Here is an 18870-nt window from a genome sequence, read left to right as displayed (position 1 = left end):
CGATTGCCGTTTTCTAAAAATCATCAGATTTCTTATTAATTTAGTTTCCATCGCTCAGAGATTCATCATCGCGTTTAGAATAAAAATTTTGTTAACGGTATTTAAATTTTAGTAATCACAAACGAAGTTCTTCGGTTATTTTTTCTGCCTATCTCCGTTTTATTATCTGCGATGGGTTTGTTTGCTCCAAAGCCCTTAAAGGTTAATCTTTTTGTATCGATGCTATTCTGCAATAAATATTCGTACACCGCATTTGCCCTGTTTAGAGATAATTTTTCGTTTAATTTGTCATCGCCGACATTATCGGTATGACCTTGAATTTCAATATTGACACTTTCATTTTGATTTAAGAAATCGATTAGTAGCTTCAATTCTCTTATTGATGCGGGTAACAGGTTATATTTATTTGTATCGAAGAAAATATTTCTCAGTGTTACATTTCCACCTTGTTTAATTTTTTCGATGTATACTTCTATTTGATAAGGCTTATTAATATCTCCAGCTTTTAATTCAAAGTTCTCCGAATAAAATAAGTATCCCTCTGCACTAACATTAAAAAGGTAATCGCTTCCAATTGGCATTACTGCCAGAAATTGTCCTGTTTCCGGGTCTGTATAATCATCAAAAACAGTCTTATTTGATTTTAAATCAATCACCTGGACATTACTTTCGATTGTCTTTTTGGTGTCCTTATCTCTGACAATTCCTTTTACGTAGGATACTTTTAAAGGTTTAGCATTATCAGGAATTCCAAAACTGTAAATGTCTTGACCGCCGAATCCATCCTTAAGATTGGATGAAAACATGCCAGAATTCCCATCTGCGCTAACAATTAAGCCGCTTTCATCTTCAAAAGAATTGATTGGAAAACCGAGATTTATGGGTTTTTTAAATTTGCCATTTTCATCTAATCGACTATAATAAATATCTTTATTTCCAAATCCAGGCCATCCATCTGATGAGAAATACAGTGTTTTTCCATCGGCATGAAGAAATGGTGTGTTTTCATCGAATGGTGTATTCACTTCAGGGCCAAGATTTATAGCTGGTCCCCACTTTGCATCATCGGTAATGGTACTTTTCCAAATATCATAACCACCAGAACCGCCCGGACGATTGCTGATAAAATATAAGGTTCTTCCGTCTGGACTTATGGCGGGCTGTGATTCCCAATACTCCGAGTTAACGGGCTTGCCTACATTATAAGGCTCACCCCAATCTTTTCCTTCGCGATGTGAGACGTAAATATCGCATCTTCCTAATCCATCCGGGCGATTACATCCTGTAAAAAATAAATATTTTCCATCAGGAGAAATTGTCTGTGCACCCTCATTATATCTTGTTGTATTGATTTTGGCTGATAATGGTGTAGCCAAACTCCATGCATTGTTTTTAAATTGTGAGGTCCAAAAATCTTCGTTTCCATTTACCTGACGGGTAAAAATCATGGTTTCACCATCGGCGGTTAATGCTGGGAAATATTCTGGGTCAGCTGTATTTACCCCATCTCCAAGATTTACCGGACTATATTTTACGGGTTTCGCAATTCCTATCTTCGCAAAATCGCAATCAAGCAAATATTTTTTTGCTTTCCTTGCTCTTTCTGACGAAGCATCTATCGCCAAAAAATCGTTAAAAAGCTGTTTAGCTTTATCATAATCTTGCGTAGCAAACTCCACTTCTGCTAAACCAAACGTTACTTCCGGAGATACATTTTTATTAATCAAAAGTGCTTTCTGATAAGCAGATTTAGAATCAATGTATTTTTTCTGAATTTTATATATTCCTGCTAAAAGGATATATGCATTCTGAAATAAGGGATCTGCGTCCACAGCGGTTTTTAGCGCTTGTTCAGCCGAACTGTAATCTTGTTTATCAATATAAGGTCCGGCTTTTTCGAAAGATGCCTGCGCTTTCCTATTCGACGAACTTTGGGCAAAGCAGAAAGTAATGGATATGCTTAGGGATAAAAGAAACCAGTATTTCATTACATTAACATTTGGTTACTAAAGCTAATGTAAAACTATTTAAGGAATATTTAAAAATTTGTGCGTTTGTAAAGAAATTTCCCATTTTGGGTTGGCCATAACGTAGTCAATAATCATTGGTGTAATTTCCTTTGATTTTGACCACTCTGGCTGAAGATATAACTTACAGGTTGGAGAAACCATTGCTGCATATTCTTCTGCCCATTTAAAATCACTTTTGTTGAAAACAATCACTTTAAGTTCATGTGCAAAAGGCGTAATGTCTGGACGAGGCGCCTTAAATTTCTTAGGCGATAAACAAATCCAATCCCAGTTTCCGGAAAGTGGGTAGGCCCCAGAGGTTTCAATGAACGTTAAAATCCCTCTCTCTTTCAATTTGTTAGTCAAATAATCCAGATTGTAAATTAACGGTTCGCCACCCGTAATTACAACAGCCTTACCAGGAAATTGATTAGCATTTTCTACTATTACATCTGCCGGGGTTAATGGATGCATTTCTGCGTCCCAGCTTTCTTTAACATCGCACCAATGGCAACCCACATCGCAGCCACCTAAGCGAATAAAATAAGCCGCTTTGCCCGTATTAAATCCCTCGCCCTGTATTGTGTAGAACTCTTCCATTAAAGGAAGTAATGTGCCGTCTTCTGGTATATCTTGTTTCATTTTTGAGGATGCAAATATCCTAAAAAAATATGGTGTAAAAGTTCTGCTTGTAAAAATTAATACAAAGATGAAATAACACTGATATTTAAATAGTTATTTTAGCTACATGAAGTGGCTTAAAGCATTAAATAAAGTTCAAATTCCTACAGTTGGTGATATTAAAACTATCGAACTTGGAGGCAAACAACTTTGTATAATCAATAATGATGATGAAATTATAGCCACTCAATCCTTTTGTCCTCATGCGGGTGGCCATTTTTCTGGCGGTTGGTGCAAAAACGGACATTTAATCTGCCCAATTCATCGCTATGCGTACGATTTAAAAACCGGAAGAGGAGCGGAGGGGCAAGGCGATTACATTAATATTTACGCCACAAAAGTAAGAGAAGACGGATTGTACATTGGTTTTGAAGAGAGCTGGTGGAGTAAGCTTTGGGGTTGATGGAAAAAACAAGGAGTGAAGACGAAGGTTTAGTTTTCACAAAAAAAAAAGCAACTCAAATATTTGAATTGCTTTAAAACATTTTGAAAGATAACTCTTGCTTTAGTTTTGAGCTTTTATCTTTCAGCTTAATTATAAATTTCCTTCCTCGCAGATGCTAAAGTGTTTTTTAATAAACCTACTATAGTCATTAAGCCAACACCACCTGGAACAGGTGTAATGTATGATGAAATAGGAGCAACGTTTTCGAAATCTACATCTCCATAAAGTTTAAAGCCAGATTTAGTTTCAGTAGATGTTTCGCGGTTAATACCAACATCAATAATAATTGCACCTGGTTTAACCATATCGGCAGTAATAAAATTCTTTTTGCCGATGGCTGCAATGATAATATCTGCCTGTAAAACCTGCTCTTTTAAGTCTTTTGTACGTGAATGGGTAAGCGTAACTGTACAGTTGCCAGGGTTTGCATTACGAGCCATCAGGATACTCATCGGACTACCAACGATATTACTTCTGCCAACTACAACGCAGTGCTTTCCAGTAGTATCGATATTGTATTCTTGCAACATTAACAAAATACCGTAAGGTGTTGCAGGGATGAAGCAAGGCAAATTACGCATCATTCTACCCAAGTTTACTGGATGAAAACCATCAACATCTTTGCGATAATCTATGGTTTCGGTAACTTTTTCCGGGTCGATATGTTTTGGTAAAGGTAACTGAACAATTAATCCATCAACATCAGCATCTTGGTTAATTTCTTCAATTTTTGCCAATAGCTCAGCTTCGGTAACCGAGTTGTCATATCTATGAAGCGAAGATTTAAAACCTACCTTTTCACAGTTTTTCATCTTACTGGCAACATAAGTTTCGCTACCACCATCATTACCCACTAATATGGCTACTAAGTGCGGTTTACGACCGCTTTTGCTCAGAAATTCTGCAGCTTCTTCTGCAATCTGAACTTTAACTTTTTCTGATACGTATTTACCGTCTAATAATTTCATTCCTAAAGTATCGAGTAGTAAGTATCAAGTATCAGGAAGAGCAATTTATCTTGCTACCTGATACTTGTATCTTGATTCTATATCTAATCTAATTTCAAAACAGCCATAAATGCCGTTTGTGGAATCTCTACGTTTCCAACTTGGCGCATACGTTTTTTACCTTTTTTCTGTTTCTCTAATAACTTACGTTTACGAGAAATATCGCCGCCATAACATTTGGCCGTTACATCTTTACGTAAGGCACTCAGCGTTTCGCGGGCAATAACTTTAGCACCAATAGAAGCCTGAATTTTGATTTCAAATTGCTGACGAGGAATCAATTCTTTCAGTTTTTCGCAAATTTTCTTTCCGAAATCGTAAGCATTGCTTCTGTGAATCAACGATGATAGTGCATCAACTGGTTCATCATTAATCAACATATCTAAACGAACTAAATCCGATTTGCGATAACCAACCTGGTGGTAATCAAAAGAAGCATAACCTTTCGAAATTGTTTTTAGTTTATCATAAAAATCAAATACAATTTCGCCCATTGGCATCTCAAAAACCAGCTCAACTCGATCAGATGTGAGGTAAGATTGATTTACGATTGTTCCTCTTTTCTGAATACAAAGCGACATTACAGGGCCAACAAAATCTGCTTTGGTGATAATATTAGCTTTAATGTATGGTTCTTCAACCGAATCTAATTTACTTGGATCAGGTAAATCTGATGGATTATTTACAAAAATTTCATCGCCTTTGGTGGTATGCGCAATATACGATACGTTGGGAACGGTTGTGATAACCGTCATGTCGAATTCACGTTCCAAACGTTCCTGAATAATCTCCATGTGCAACATTCCTAAGAATCCGCAACGGAAACCAAAGCCTAAAGCAGCAGAACTTTCAGGTTCGAAAACAATAGATGCATCATTCAACTGCAGTTTATGCATGGCTTCGCGAAGTTCTTCAAACTCATCCGTATCTACGGGATAAATACCGGCAAAAACCATCGGCTTTACTTCTTCGAATCCTTGAATCGCATCTAATGATGGTCTCGCAGTAGTCGTAATCGTATCACCAACTTTTACCTCTCTGGCTTCTTTAATTCCAGAAATAATGTAACCCACATCTCCGGTTTTAACCACATTACGTGGTGCCATATCTAGTTTCAAAATACCCACTTCATCAGCTAAGTATTCTTTACCAGTATTAATAAATTTTACTTTATCACCTTTCTTAATTTCTCCGTTTACAACTTTATAATAGGCAATAATCCCTCTAAAAGAGTTAAAAACTGAGTCAAAAATTAGTGCTTGTAATGGGGCTTCCGGGTCGCCAACTGGTGCAGGAACGCGGTCTACGATTGCCTGAATAATATCAGGAATTCCCATTCCGGTTTTTCCCGATGCCGGAATAATATCCTCACGTTTACAGCCAATTAAATCAATAATCTGGTCTTTTACCTCCTCAGGCATCGCCCCAGGTAAATCCATTTTATTTAAAATTGGGATAATTTCAAGGTCGTGCTCTAAAGCTAAATATAAGTTCGAAATCGTTTGTGCCTGAATCCCTTGCGACGCATCAACAATAAGCAAAGCACCTTCGCAAGCCGCGATAGAACGCGAAACTTCATAAGAAAAATCTACGTGTCCCGGCGTGTCAATTAAGTTAAAATTATACTCAATATCGCCAACTTTGTAGTTCATCTGTATGGCATGACTTTTAATCGTAATGCCTCTCTCACGCTCCAAATCCATATTATCGAGCAATTGCGCCTGCGCCTCACGCTGCGAAATTGTCGCTGTATATTCTAATAACCTATCGGCCAAAGTACTCTTACCATGGTCGATATGTGCAATAATGCAAAAATTACGTATATGCTTCATCTTTGCGCAAAGATATAGTTTTTAATGGAAAATTTAACGTGTAAAAGATGGCTGGATTTCTAAATGTCTGAAAAGCAAAAGCAGTAGTTTTTCGGTTGCAGCAGTCCTGCTTTTCGTTGCAATCTTTTTGTCATTGTGTTCTGCTCAAATTCCCGTCATTGCGAAGAGGCACGCCGCGGCAATCCAATACTATCAATGAGCAAAAAGTATTTCCACTGCAATCAGGTTTACTTAACGAGAAGCTGAAGTTCTTCTGATGTTATCTTTCTAATCACCCAAATTATTTTTGCCTTGGAAACACAGAAATCACAGAAAGTTTAGTTCATGTACCATTCCAACACATCTGTGTTTATCCTGTTTATCTGTTGTTATTTTTTGAAAAAAAAATAATTCCGTGTTTCCGTGGCAACTGAAAAAAACTAAACCATCGTTTTTTTCCACTTACCTTTTTTAAATAGGATAAATGCCGCAACAGCAATACCAGCTTCGGCAGTTGGTATGGCGATGAAAACACCAGTCGGGCCCATTTCTAAATATTTCGCCAGGAAGTAGGCTAGGGGAATCTGGAATAACCAAAAAGCAAAAATATTGATTTTGGTTGGGGTCCAGGTGTCTCCAGCGCCGTTAAAGGCACTGCTAAAAACCATGGCCGCTCCATAAATCACGAAGCCAATACTAAGAATCTTCAAAGCACGACTCGCAATCTCAATCACTTTTACATCTGATGTGAAGAAAGAAGCAAACAAATGACCGCAGGTTAAGAATACTATGCTTACTACAGCCATGAAAATGATGATATACTTCAATGTCTGGAAAACCGATTTTTCGGCTCTGTCGATGTGACCGGCTCCTAAATTTTGACCAACTAAGGTTGCTGCCGCGTTGCTCAAACCCCAGGCAGGCAACATAAAAAACATCATTAAACGTAATGCCGTCTGGTAACCTGCCGAGCCCTCATCACCGCCAGTAGTGGCTACTAGTTCGGCCAAAAAGACCCAACTACAACTGGCAATCACGAATTGAAAAATAGCTGGTGCGGCAATTTTTACAATAGCTTTAATTTGTTCGAAATTAGGGATGAAATGGCTAATTCGAATTTTTAAAGCATTTTTACCGTTGAATAAATTATAAACTTGGTAGGTCACGCCCAAACCACGACCAATAGTTGTTGCAATAGCAGCGCCTGTTAAACCAAAAGCAGGGATTGGTCCGAAACCGTTGATGAAAATAGGGCAGAGGATGATATTTGCGATGTTGGCTATCCATAAACTTCTCATCGCAATTGCAGCATTACCAGCTCCCCTAAAAATTCCATTGATTAAAAATAGTAAAACGATAATGATACTTCCACCCATCATAATTTGAACAAAAGTGGTACCGTGGTTGGCCGTTTCAGTTGAAGCGCCCATTAACAAAAGGATATCCCTGGCGTAAATTAAACCTGCGATACTAATTAATATGTTCACCGCAACAGCTATTACGATGGTTTGCATTCCGGCTTTTGATGCTGCCTCTGGATTTTTTTCACCAATTCTTCTCGCAACAACTGCTGTTGCGGCCATACTTAAACCAATGGCTAACGAGTAAATTATAGTCAAAACCGATTCTGTCAAGCCTACGGTTTGTATCGCATGGCTGCTATTTTCCAGGTGACCAACGAAATATAAATCTACTAATGCGAAAACCGACTCCATTGCCATTTCCAACATCATTGGGATGGTTAATAAAATTATTGCTCGCTTAATGCTGATGGAAGTTAAATCAACTTCATGGCCTTTTAATGATTGTACAAGTAACTCAAAAAAAGAAGATAGTTTGCCCTGTGTCTTTACTGACTGTGACATATATTATAAAGTAAAATGTGATGAATAAACCATAAGATACGCAGCTAAGTCGCACATATCTAAACTGAAATGGAGGGAATCCTCGGTTGCTTAAAACCTCAAACGGATTGCAGATACTATCATGGTTCTATTCTTTTTGATAGCGTAAAGATAAATAATTTTTTTAATTGTCAAATTTTGATGACTGATATCTAATGTGTTGATTAATTTATTTGTGACAAAAAAACAGAAATAGCGCAACTAAATCTTTTCAGAGATTTCTTGGCTTCGCTCGAAATGAAGATTTGCCAATATTAAATACTATAGGCCTCAATCATCTCTTCGGTAACTTTTGTTCCACGGCCGGTATTCAAATCAATTAATACATAATCAAAAATACCATCAGAGGCTACTTTGCCGGTTTTTTTATTGATGATTTCGAACTGAACTGAACAACCCTTATCATGCATGGTTAAAATACCCGTTCTGATCAACATCAAATCGTTCATCAAAAGCGGGCGTTTGAAGTTGATATCTACACGACTAACTACCCAGCCCAAACCTTGTTTGGTGAAATGTTCCCAAGGCATGTTATAGAATTTTTCCATTTGCTCGTAACGGGCGGCGAGTACATAATCCAGGTATTTGCTGTTATGTACATGGTTAAACATGTCTATATCGTCAGGTCGTACACGTAATTCACTTTCGAAAATGCTGAATTGATTCTTTTCCAAGGGTAAAAGGTTTTGTGCAAAAGTAGGATATTTGTTTTGTTTGAACGATTGCAAGGAAAAACTAAGTTACTCCTTCTGCCTTATTTTCCTTAAACCCGACTTAGCGGAAATACTTTTAAAATTGCAGCAACCTTGAATATGCTGTCATTCTGAGGCACGAAGAATCTGCAAACGATGAAACAGATTCTTCGTGCCTCAGAATGACAGGAGTTTTTAAAAGATTGCAGCGAGGGCGGGGCAGGTGCAACCGATGTAAAGCGGAACTTTGTTTTCCAAATAATCAGGCTATTAGCTTAAACATTCTATCTGTAAATTACACTTGCTAATAATCAAAAATAGCTTTATCTTTGCGGCACAATTAATTAATTTTTATCGCTTTAATATTATTCAAGAATGTATTTAAGTTCAGAAAAGAAAGCCGAAATCTTTAAACAACACGGCGAAGTAGAAACCAACACTGGTTCTGCAGAAGGTCAGGTAGCGTTATTTACATACCGTATTGCGCACTTAACAGAACACTTAAAGAAAAATCGTAAAGATTTCTCTACTCAGTTGTCACTTCAAAAATTAGTAGGTAAACGCCGCGGTATTTTGGCTTACCTATACAAAAAAGATATTGAGCGCTACCGTGCTATCATCAAAGCTTTAGAGCTTCGTGATATCATTAAACAAAAATAAGCGAATTTTATCAGCGAAAGCCATTCTTTAGGGGATGGCTTTTTACATTTCCTGTTAAATATTTTAACGGGATTTGTTATAGATAGGCTTTTTAAATCTTATCTTCGTTTGCAAAAACAAAAACATATATAAACAACGGTGTGTAGAAAGAGGAAAACACACCATAATTCTATTTAAATGAATGTAATAAAAAAATCGTTCGATTTGGGCGATGGCAGAATTGTTGAAATTGAAACTGGTAAACTGGCGAAACAAGCTGATGGTTCGGTTGTAGTAAAAATGGGCGATACGATGTTGTTAGCAACAGTTGTATCTACTGTTGGTGCTAAACCAGGAACTGATTTTTTACCATTATCTGTTGATTATCAAGAAAAATATGCGGCTACTGGTCGTATTCCAGGTGGATTTTTACGTCGTGAGGCAAGATTATCTGACTACGAGGTTTTAATTTCTCGTTTGGTTGATAGAGCTTTACGCCCAATGTTCCCGTCTGATTATCACTCAGATACTCAGGTAATGATTTCATTAATTTCTGCTGATAAAAATATAATGCCTGATTGTTTGGCAGGTTTAGCAGCATCAGCTGCATTATCAGTTTCTGATATTCCTTTCAACGGTCCGATTTCTGAAGTTCGTGTTGCAAAAATTGATGGTAAATTGGTAATCAACCCATTGGCTAGCGATTTAGAGCGTGCCACTTTAGAATTTATGGTTGCTGGTTCGGCTAACGATATCGGTATGGTTGAAGGTGAGTGCGATGAGATTCAGGAAGATGAAATGGTTGAAGCTTTAAAATTTGCACACGATGCAATTAAAGTTCAATGTGCGGTTCAGGTTGAGTTAACTGAGGCAGTTGGTAAAACTGTAAAACGCGAATATAGCCATGAAGACCACGATGCTGATTTGAAAGCTAAGGTTTACGCCGATACTTACGATAAAGTTTACGCTGTTGCGAAATCTGGTTCTAACAAAGATGAGCGTAAAGTTGGTTTCACTAACATTATCAATGAATTTTTCGAGGCAATGCCAGAAGATACTGCAGATTTAACTAAGGCAATGGCTAAGCATTATTACCATGATGTTCAGTACGATGCGATTAGAAATCTTTTGTTAGATGAGGGTATTCGTTTAGATGGCCGTAAGACTACTGAAATTCGTCCGATTTGGAGTGAAGTTGGTTATTTACCTGCTGCTCACGGTTCGGCTGTTTTCACACGTGGCGAAACTCAATCTTTAACATCAGTTACTTTAGGTAGTAAAGATGATGAGCAAATGATTGATGGTGCTTTCTTCAACGGTTACCAAAAATTCTTATTACACTATAATTTCCCTGGTTTCTCAACTGGTGAAGTTAGACCGAACAGAGGTGCTGGTCGTCGTGAAATTGGTCACGGTGCTTTAGCGCAGCGTTCATTGAAAAAAGTATTGCCACAAGGTGAGGCAAATCCTTATACCATTCGTGTTGTTTCTGATATTTTAGAATCTAACGGTTCATCATCAATGGCCACTGTTTGTGCTGGTACATTGGCGTTAATGGATGCTGGTATCAAAATTAAATCTCCGGTTTCGGGTATCGCAATGGGTTTAATTACTGATGAGAAAACTGGTAAATACGCAATTCTTTCGGATATTTTAGGAGATGAAGACCACTTAGGTGACATGGACTTCAAGGTAACTGGTACTGAACATGGTATTGTTGCTTGTCAAATGGACTTAAAAATCAATGGTTTATCTTACGAAGTATTAACTAAAGCTTTATTACAGGCTAAAGAGGGTCGTTTACACATCTTAAACGAGATGAAGAAAACAATTGCTCAGCCTAATGAAGATATGAAACCCCATGCTCCACGTATTGTTTCTATCACTATTGAGAAAGAATTTATTGGTGCAATTATCGGCCCTGGAGGTAAAATTATTCAGGAAATGCAACGCGAAACTGGTGCTTCAATCTCTATCGAAGAAGTTGATGGTAAAGGAATCGTTGAAATCTTCGCTGATAATAAAGCAGCAATCGATGCAGCAGTTACCCGTATCCGTAACATCGTAGCTAAGCCAGAAATTGGTGAGGTTTACCAAGGTAAAGTAAAATCAATTATGCCATTCGGTGCATTTGTTGAGGTGATGCCAGGTAAAGATGGTTTACTACACATCTCTGAGATTTCATGGGAGCGTTTAGAAACTATGGACGGTGTATTGAAAGAAGGTGATAAAATCGAGGTTAAATTATTAGACATCGATAAGCAAGGTAAAATGAAACTTTCTCGCAAGGTTTTATTGCCAAGGCCAGAAAAACCAGCTGCGCCTAAAGCTTAATACGATTAGTTTATTCACTAATTACATCATTTAAAGCCCTTCCGGTAACACTGGAAGGGCTTTGTGTTATATTAGAAATAACATTGTACTAAGCAATCGCTTATGGTTGATGTTTCTAGCCGTCGTTTAAGGTATTCAACTAAAATAAACGTTGCAGCAGGAGGTCTTTCTTTTGCGGCGAAACTTCAATTTCTGAACCATCTGAAAGCTCTAAGGTTCCTCCGTCGCCTTTGCGATATTTCACTACGTAATCTAAATTGATGATTACAGACCTGTTAATACGCATAAAATGCTCGTCGTCTAATACGTTTTCGTAGTCTTTTAATGTTTTAGATACCACTATTTTTTTTGCATCGATAAGTATAAAGACGCTATAATTGCTCATGGCTTCCACTCTTAAAATATTTGATTTCTCTACAAGATAAACGCCTTCTGCAGTTGGTAGTGCCAAACGGTTGCTCGATTTTTTTGTTGACTTTATTGTTTTATACATGAGCTTTTCCGCTACGCGCTTCCTTAACCTTGTAATGGCGGTTTGTAAATCTTCTTGGTCAACCGGTTTTAGCAGATAATCTACAGCACTTATTCTTAAAGCATCGAGAGTATAGCTATCATAGGCGGTAGTGAAGATCACTTCGAAATTAAAAGTGCCCAAGCGTTCTAAGAATTGAAAACCGTTCATTCCTGGCATTTCAACATCCAAAAATAAGACATCGATGTTGAGTCCTATAATAGCATCTAAGGCTTTTGCAGGTTCGTCAAAGATGCCTACAACTTGCAATTCATCTTCAAAAATATCAAGTTTATGAGCAAGCAACTTACTTCCTCTTATTTCATCATCTAAAATTGCTGCTTTTAACATCGTTTGAAGTATTTAAATGAATTTACGTTATTTTAATGATTTTTTTAGTCTTGAGATTGCCATGGATCAGCATTTCGAAATTTTACTATTGGAGTTTGCTCAAACTACTGGGAGATTAATATAATAGAAATGAACCTAATCCTAATTCACCTGATCTAGAATTCCAAAGGTTGCACCTTCATTTTTGTTTCGGTAAATATTCATGACAACGAGCTGAGTTCCATATAAAACGAAAACTCGGTGTGATATCAATGACTTAATTCCGCCAAGTCCGCTCCATTTGTATCCAGCTAAATTTCCAACCAGTGTATAGTCTTCGTATAGCGATCCCTTCTTGTTTTCGTCGATTACACTAAACTTGCTCCCAATAAATTGATAACTTGTGCGAACGGCTACATTTGATTTTTCTTTATACAGGATGCCTGTGTATCTATTGCTTTTTAACCTATTGCCGAAAACTTTCTTTTCAAGCTTGGCAAAAGTTCGGTTATTTCGCGGAACGAGTGTAGCGCCATTAATCTTAAAATTATCTTCTCCGCCAACAAACTCAAATTTTAGGTTATCGTTAATAACAGTATATCTTCCTTCGTACAGCTTACCATCTACAGTGAGGTATTGAAAAGTATTATTTTCTCCCATATTAAATATAAATGGAGTTTTAAAAGTAGCCGTTGCAGAATTGGCATAGTAGCCTACCACACAATAATCTTTCAAGTCTATTTGACTGTTTGCCCTAAAGTGAACGAGTAGCAATAGAAAAGATACCATAACTGGTTTCACGCATTTTGTTAGATTTTTCATCACGATATTTATTAATCAATTACAATAGGGTGCGTATTGTCATAAACCGATATAGTTGCTGTACGGCCTTCGACAATTGCTTTAATAGTAAAGGTTTCTTCCCAATTTCTATTGGTTAAGTCAATATCCTTCAATTCCCAATAGCCAATATTATTGGCAGTTAATGGATAGGTTCTATTTATCCTATTTATCGGGCCTTTACCCTTACTAATGGTTTCTTTTCGAGTGTCAAATAGCTTTTCGTAATACGAGCTAGTTAGTTGTATTTTGAGTTTTGCATGAGGTTCCGCGTATCCGTAAATTGAATATCTGCCTCTAACTTTTTGTCCGTTTTTTGGAAAATAGATTTGAAGTCGGGGTATACGGTTAGCTTGTTGTATTTGAGTTATTTCGGGCTTTACCTTAATTTTTTCTGGAGTAGTTTGTAATACGCCAAATAAAATATAACTGATGATTATTAAAGTTTTCATATGCTTATGCTGAAATGATTAGTAAACTAATTGTATTAGCTTTTTCATAGGTTGATGATTTATTTGCAAACACGTTTTGATGTATTTTTGATACCATTCACATCATCTGTTGCTATTACTTTCCCGCCATTTGCTAAACCGGTGTACAAGCCATCATTTGTCATACTCAGTTGATTGTTAGCGCCTGGATTATTGTTGAAACCCCACCACCATGCGATGTAGCCAAATTCATTATCTTGGCAAAGTTTCATTAGCAATCTATAATTAATGTTGTAGGCAAGTCCGTTTTGAATGTCTGCCACGGCCAACTCACCAAATACGATTGGCAAACCGGTTTGTTTAAGCGCTACCAAATCAGCTGTAATTTTAGCATCAGAATAGTTGCCAAATGGCCCGTTGGTTGGCCAGTAAGCGTGTACGCTAAACATTAAATTATGTAAGGGGTCAGTATCCATTAAAGCCTTGCCCTGGTATAGAAAAAATACGTGATCTTTTCCCCAGTTTGGCGCATCTACCATTATTGGGCAAGTATAACCAGCATCCCTCAAAGTTTTTATTGCTGTTAAATTAGCCTCTCGATAGGTTGCATCAGAAGCTGAACCATTATCTGGCTCGTTCGCAATATTTAAGATGATCGACTGCTGGTATTTTTGCAGCATGCTTTTTATGCCGGCGCTTGTCCACCATTGAGCGGCTTGTTGCAGGTCTGCAGTTGCGTTTGCACTTCCGGTAAAATCATGCAGCTCTAAGATAGGGATCATTCCTTTGGCCAAACAACTGGTAATAATCGGTTCTATTTTAGCTGCCGTTAGGCCAGTTACCGCACCGCCGTTTGCCCAATCGGTATAGTTTCTTGTTAAAACAATGCGCACATTATTTGCACCAGTTTTTTCTATTTCTTCAAGCTCTTTTAAACCAAGATTTACCGCATAGATACTACCCATGTTTACGCCTCTAAGTACAATTTTGTTATCGCATTTATCGGCTAAATATTTTCCGTCTTTAATATGTAAACCTACTGCGGTATCTACATTTGGATTCTTATCTTTTTTGCAACTCATAAAAGCCAAAGAAGCAAATAGAAGTGTAAGTAAAAATTTAAAGTTTTTCATGATGTTAGTTTTGAATTAAAATGTTAACCAAAAGAACAACTCTTTATGCTGCAATTTTTTGAGAATGAGTGAATGGGTAATTTTAATGAGTGAGCAAGGTTATAGATTAGGGAAGCGAGATTTTGCTTGCACCGTTTCTGTATTGAAGCGCAAAGGCGGTGTGAAAATTAATGTTGGTCCCGCTTTTTGCTACAATCTTTTTTTGCTTTTGTCATGCTGAGGCACGAAGCATCTGCTTATCTGTCACAGATGCTTCGTGCCTCAGCATGACAGCATATTAGCGTCGCTGCGAAAAAAAGGATTTTCGCTGCAATCGGGGCTAGGATTTAAAGACGGTGCAAAGTTAGGCGCATAACTAGAAGGATGTACAAAAGAACCTCCGGCTCTGTATTATAAACCCGATTGCAAAGCGGGGCTGCAATAGCCAGGCACTGCTAACATTGTTTTTCAAATTCTGTTATAATTGCTACAAATTACTTTTTAGTTTCCTTTTAATCTCCTTTGGCGGAATGGGTTGCGGATTGAGAATTACTTTGTCTTTAATAGGAACTACTTTGGGTCCTAATTTTTGATCGGGTATTTTGTGGACTTGTACGTAGTTGGGCTGTATATTTGCATACCACATCGCCGATTTTTGACCCGTATGTATTTGATAAATCGAAAGCATGTATGTGGTTCTGTTGTGGTCTACGCTAGTGTTTGGTATAGAATTAGGCGAAGGTTCAATGCTTAACCCCGTAATTTCCCAGGCACCAGTCTTACTGTCGGGAACTACATGTTTTCTTATGGTATTAATTTGCTTACTATTAGATCCTTCCATATAATAGTTCATTTGCAAATCGGCGATAATAACTGAGGTTGGATACCATACACTTTTGGATATTTGTGTAAATGGAATACCCTTAACATTAAAAGGAAAATTAACTTTAATTGTGCTTGCGCTGAGGTAACCTTCTACTTGCGGAGGTGTTAAGTTTTGTGCAAAGCTGATGTAGCTTAAACACATTAAAATGAGATATAGAATGTATTTTTTCATGACTTTAGATATTAAACTAGTCCAAATTTGTAGAAGTTTGCGTCTTCACCTTTTATCAACAGAAACGATCTCATTATACCTTTGTAATGTTCTTCAATGGTTAAGGCAAAATAAGCTTTACCATCAAGCATACCTTTCCAGGCTCCACGAGAAATTTTTGTATATGTACCGTTATTAGCAGAAATGCCCCATCGCCAATTATTGGTATTTTTAATAAAGGTTAAACCATAAGGTCCATTCATATTTTCGTAGGTGTAACCGTAAATGTCAAAATCACCTTTTATATCAGATAATTTGGAAATATAACTGCCATCTATACTCATAGTTATATCTGCTTTATTGGTAACACTTACATTCTTAAAGCTTAAATTTCCGGTTACATCTTTCGCAAAACTAAATTTGTAAGTTATGTTGCCGTCTCCAAGTTCATCAAAAGTGAAACTATCGTTTTTAATAATTACCATTTGCGTTTTTTTAATATTTAAACCTTCTAGTGTGGCTGTAATTTCATTACCATTCTGTGTAAAATAAAACAACCGTAAGTCTGTACCCGTTTGCTTTTTAAGTGTTACTGCTAGCTGGTAGGTAGATAATTCACTTGCTGCAATGGTAGAATTATCTTTATCTTTTTTACAGCTCGTCATTATTACTAAAAATAATATGGGTAGCATTTTAAGTTTGTTTTTCATGATTTTTGATTTTAAATGTGATTAGAACTAATGTTTCTGAAAAAGTAATGAGTCTAATTGCACTTGTACTCAAATGTTCCTTTAATAGTAGAGTTGGTAGTTTGGGCACCTCCTTTGTACTCTGCAACTTGTGTTGAGTTAAGGATCCTATCATGCTCATCAAATTCGTAATTAAACACCCCATCTATCTGAACATTGGTTACATTATCTGTCATCGAACTTCTAGTGATAAGATTTTTGCTAATGAAAGGTTGTCTATCAATTAAGTCCTGATGGTGATGTAGGGGGTAATCACTAAGATTTTTTGAAATATTGTAGCTATAAGTCATTCTCCCTAACTGTTTGTTGTTATTGTCAAGATCAATTAGCGTCAAACTAGTTAAGTTGCCATTGTTGATGCTCATTTTCCAGAGATTTTTTTCCATTTTAAACGGAACGCTTTCATTTTTCCTGAAAGTTTGGGTGGTTGCAGTAGCATCGTAACCGTTACTAGTTTTTACGTGTTGGTAGTTAATCTTAGTAACCTCTCCCGAACTTTTATAAACAGCAATTAACTCTAAAATCTGTCCTTCTGGACCCAGTTTAAAAGTTTGGTCGTAATATCTATCGCTTGAATTTATGGTATTACCATTGTCTTGGTAAGTAATAGTGTAAGTGTTAATGTCTGTTTTTAGTTCGCTTAACTTACTATCTGTGTTATAGGAGAGTTGATAGAATTGACCTTGAGAGTCTACATAACTCGTTGGTTTTTTGCAAACTTCTTTTTGCCTTGTATTGTCTTTTTTGCATGCCATAAAGCTCATAAGCAATAATGGCAGTGCTGTTATTTTTAAGTTTTTCATGATATAAATATTTGAAGCCTAAATCATTTTATTGCGATGTAAGCACGCCGTAATAATGAGTGTAATTTGGGGTGCCAGCACCATTAACCTGAGAGTAGTAGAGTTTTCCGTCACCAATGGTCATGAGGTGTAAACGACCTTCGTTACCAGTTCTGGCAGTGGCTACGCCATTGTTTTGCAAAGTATAATCTGCACCAGTGCCAGTTTGCCCGAAACCATCAATACTTACAGTAAATTTTTTGTCGGTTGTGTATTTAATCAAGCACGATTTTCCGTTGGCCAGCCCGTTGGTAGCCACTGTGCCTTTAAATGTTTTACCCGCAAATGCATCGGCATCGGGTATTTTTTGCAAATGATAAGACCTGTAGCTTGCATTGCTACAGCTGGTGACTGCGTTGTTGGCTATGGTAAAAGTTAAATTGCCGATTTTTATTACGCCATCGGTGTAGGTGTAATTTGGGTTATCAGAATTGTAGCCCCCTTGCGAAGTGGAGTAGGTCTTAGCATTCGCAAAGAAACAGTACACATAACTGGTTGGTGATGAACCACCACCGATAGATGCTTCTTCTCCGGTAATATAATATTTTGTGGGATCAAGATTATCTTCAGGTTTCGCTTCCTTATCTTTTTTGCAAGAAGCAAATACTGCTAAAACAGAAAGTACCATTAGCGTTTTTGCGAATATGGTTTTAAAATTTTTCATATTTTATGAGATTTAAGATTTAAAATTTGAGCGTTACCTTTACTGCAACCAGGCCACCATTTTGGTGTACATTTTATCGGTCCAATCGCCGCCACAATGGCTGTTGCAACTGTTGTCGGTTACACCTTCGCTTTTAGCTTTAATTGGGGAATTGGCTGGGATTTGATCGTAAAGTGCTTTGCCATTAAAGTTTCCTTCATTATTGCCACTGCAGTTAATGGCAAAAATTGGAATTTTGAAGTTTTGTGCGTTCCAAGTTCCTGTTGCTCCACAAGCACCCAATAAACCTTTGGTGTAGCTTAGTGTAGGGTTTAAAGAAATATCGGTGAATAGCATAAATGAAGTATAAGAAAATCCAGCTAACACGGATTTGTTTTTATCGATGCCGTACTTGCTCGAAATCCCTAAAATCGCTTTATTAAAATCTTCGCCCATTAATTTGGCTCTGCTATTCCAATCGGCGCCAGCTGCTGGTTTTTGATATTTAACTATTGCTGCCGCATAACCATTGCTTGCTGCTTTTTCACATAATGCAGTTTCAGCTGCACCATCAATTGCACCTTCAGATGGATCATTCTCATCATTACCACTGCCTACAACTAGAATACCCTTGAAATTGGTTGTGTTTATACCTGTGAATATTTTATAGGTAATGCCATTTACGGTTTCAGTAACTTGTTTAATATTTCCTTTAACTACCTCTTTTTCTTCATTTGGAGTTTTGTCTTTTTTACAAGCTACAAAGGCAATAACAATGCAAATTGGGAGGATGAGTAATTTTTTCATGGTCTTAATATTTAGGTTGGTTAATATTTGCTTACCCAAACTTAGCT

General features: G+C 37.1%; 18 protein-coding genes. 3 read left to right on the top strand and 15 right to left on the bottom strand.

The features are described 5' to 3' along the window. Nucleotides 1–101: 101 nt before the first annotated feature. Nucleotides 102–1988, bottom strand: a complete 1887-nt coding sequence (locus tag EA772_RS18650) for an OmpA family protein (protein WP_124914488.1) — start codon at nt 1986–1988, stop codon at nt 102–104. Between the two features lie 39 nt (nt 1989–2027). Next, complete coding sequence (locus EA772_RS18645) at nt 2028–2651, bottom strand: 7-carboxy-7-deazaguanine synthase QueE (RefSeq protein WP_116168067.1); 624 nt, start codon at nt 2649–2651, stop codon at nt 2028–2030. 106 nt (nt 2652–2757) lie between these two features. Between EA772_RS18645 and EA772_RS18640 the strand changes: the two genes are divergently transcribed. Further along, nucleotides 2758–3093, top strand: a complete 336-nt coding sequence (locus EA772_RS18640) for a Rieske (2Fe-2S) protein (protein WP_116168068.1) — start codon at nt 2758–2760, stop codon at nt 3091–3093. 128 nt (nt 3094–3221) lie between these two features. Here EA772_RS18640 and EA772_RS18635 read toward each other — a convergent pair whose 3' ends face one another. The 4 genes from EA772_RS18635 to EA772_RS18620 form a co-directional block, all read right to left on the bottom strand. Further along, nucleotides 3222–4103, bottom strand: coding sequence for a bifunctional 5,10-methylenetetrahydrofolate dehydrogenase/5,10-methenyltetrahydrofolate cyclohydrolase (locus EA772_RS18635; protein WP_124914487.1), 882 nt, complete (start codon nt 4101–4103; stop codon nt 3222–3224). A gap of 83 nt (nt 4104–4186) precedes the next feature. Further along, nucleotides 4187–5974, bottom strand: a complete 1788-nt coding sequence (gene lepA, locus EA772_RS18630) for a translation elongation factor 4 (RefSeq protein ID WP_116168070.1) — start codon at nt 5972–5974, stop codon at nt 4187–4189. 419 nt (nt 5975–6393) lie between these two features. Beyond that, nucleotides 6394–7818 carry an MATE family efflux transporter gene (locus tag EA772_RS18625; protein ID WP_124914486.1) on the bottom strand — a complete coding sequence of 475 codons (1425 nt, stop codon included), beginning with the start codon at nt 7816–7818 and terminating at the stop codon, nt 6394–6396. Nucleotides 7819–8111: 293 nt separating this feature from the next. Then, on the bottom strand, nt 8112–8531 hold the full coding sequence (locus tag EA772_RS18620; protein WP_168187601.1) for a thioesterase family protein: 420 nt from the start codon (nt 8529–8531) through the stop codon (nt 8112–8114). 393 nt (nt 8532–8924) lie between these two features. Here EA772_RS18620 and rpsO point away from each other — a divergent pair, with 393 nt between their 5' ends. Continuing rightward, the gene (rpsO, locus tag EA772_RS18615) at nt 8925–9209 is read left to right on the top strand and encodes a 30S ribosomal protein S15 (RefSeq protein ID WP_010600685.1); all 285 of its coding nucleotides are present in this window, start codon (nt 8925–8927) and stop codon (nt 9207–9209) included. Nucleotides 9210–9386: 177 nt separating this feature from the next. Continuing rightward, the gene (gene pnp, locus EA772_RS18610; RefSeq protein WP_010600684.1) at nt 9387–11522 is read left to right on the top strand and encodes a polyribonucleotide nucleotidyltransferase; all 2136 of its coding nucleotides are present in this window, start codon (nt 9387–9389) and stop codon (nt 11520–11522) included. Nucleotides 11523–11661: 139 nt separating this feature from the next. On the opposite strand, the gene EA772_RS18605 is transcribed toward pnp, so the two are convergent. The 9 genes from EA772_RS18605 to EA772_RS18565 all read right to left on the bottom strand — a co-directional run bounded on the left by EA772_RS18605 (nt 11662) and on the right by EA772_RS18565 (nt 18823). Further along, nucleotides 11662–12384 (bottom strand): LytTR family DNA-binding domain-containing protein, encoded by a 723-nt coding sequence (locus tag EA772_RS18605; RefSeq protein WP_124914485.1) that lies wholly within the window; start codon nt 12382–12384, stop codon nt 11662–11664. A 141-nt stretch (nt 12385–12525) separates the two neighbouring features. Beyond that, entirely contained in the window at nt 12526–13185 is a 660-nt protein-coding gene (locus tag EA772_RS18600; protein WP_124914484.1) for a hypothetical protein, read from the bottom strand. Between the two features lie 11 nt (nt 13186–13196). After that, complete coding sequence (locus EA772_RS18595; protein ID WP_010600680.1) at nt 13197–13655, bottom strand: hypothetical protein; 459 nt, start codon at nt 13653–13655, stop codon at nt 13197–13199. 59 nt (nt 13656–13714) lie between these two features. Then, a complete protein-coding gene (locus tag EA772_RS18590) occupies nt 13715–14767 on the bottom strand; it encodes a cellulase family glycosylhydrolase (protein ID WP_124914483.1) in 1053 nt (350 codons plus the stop codon). Nucleotides 14768–15233: 466 nt separating this feature from the next. Then, nucleotides 15234–15803, bottom strand: coding sequence for a hypothetical protein (locus tag EA772_RS18585; RefSeq protein ID WP_124914482.1), 570 nt, complete (start codon nt 15801–15803; stop codon nt 15234–15236). An 11-nt stretch (nt 15804–15814) separates the two neighbouring features. Continuing rightward, complete coding sequence (locus tag EA772_RS18580) at nt 15815–16492, bottom strand: hypothetical protein (protein WP_124914481.1); 678 nt, start codon at nt 16490–16492, stop codon at nt 15815–15817. A 53-nt stretch (nt 16493–16545) separates the two neighbouring features. Continuing rightward, nucleotides 16546–17286: a hypothetical protein gene (locus EA772_RS18575; protein WP_124914480.1), complete on the bottom strand. Its 741-nt coding sequence runs from the start codon at nt 17284–17286 to the stop codon at nt 16546–16548. Between the two features lie 76 nt (nt 17287–17362). Further along, complete coding sequence (locus tag EA772_RS18570) at nt 17363–18037, bottom strand: hypothetical protein (protein ID WP_124914479.1); 675 nt, start codon at nt 18035–18037, stop codon at nt 17363–17365. 39 nt (nt 18038–18076) lie between these two features. After that, a complete protein-coding gene (locus EA772_RS18565; protein WP_124914478.1) occupies nt 18077–18823 on the bottom strand; it encodes a hypothetical protein in 747 nt (248 codons plus the stop codon). Nucleotides 18824–18870 lie beyond the last annotated feature (47 nt).

The organism is Pedobacter sp. G11 (genome assembly GCF_003860265.1).
Classification (GTDB): Bacteria; Bacteroidota; Bacteroidia; order Sphingobacteriales; family Sphingobacteriaceae; genus Pedobacter; species Pedobacter agri.
The sequence above is the reverse complement of the archived record's forward strand: the minus strand, read 5'-3'. Positions and strand labels throughout refer to the sequence as shown.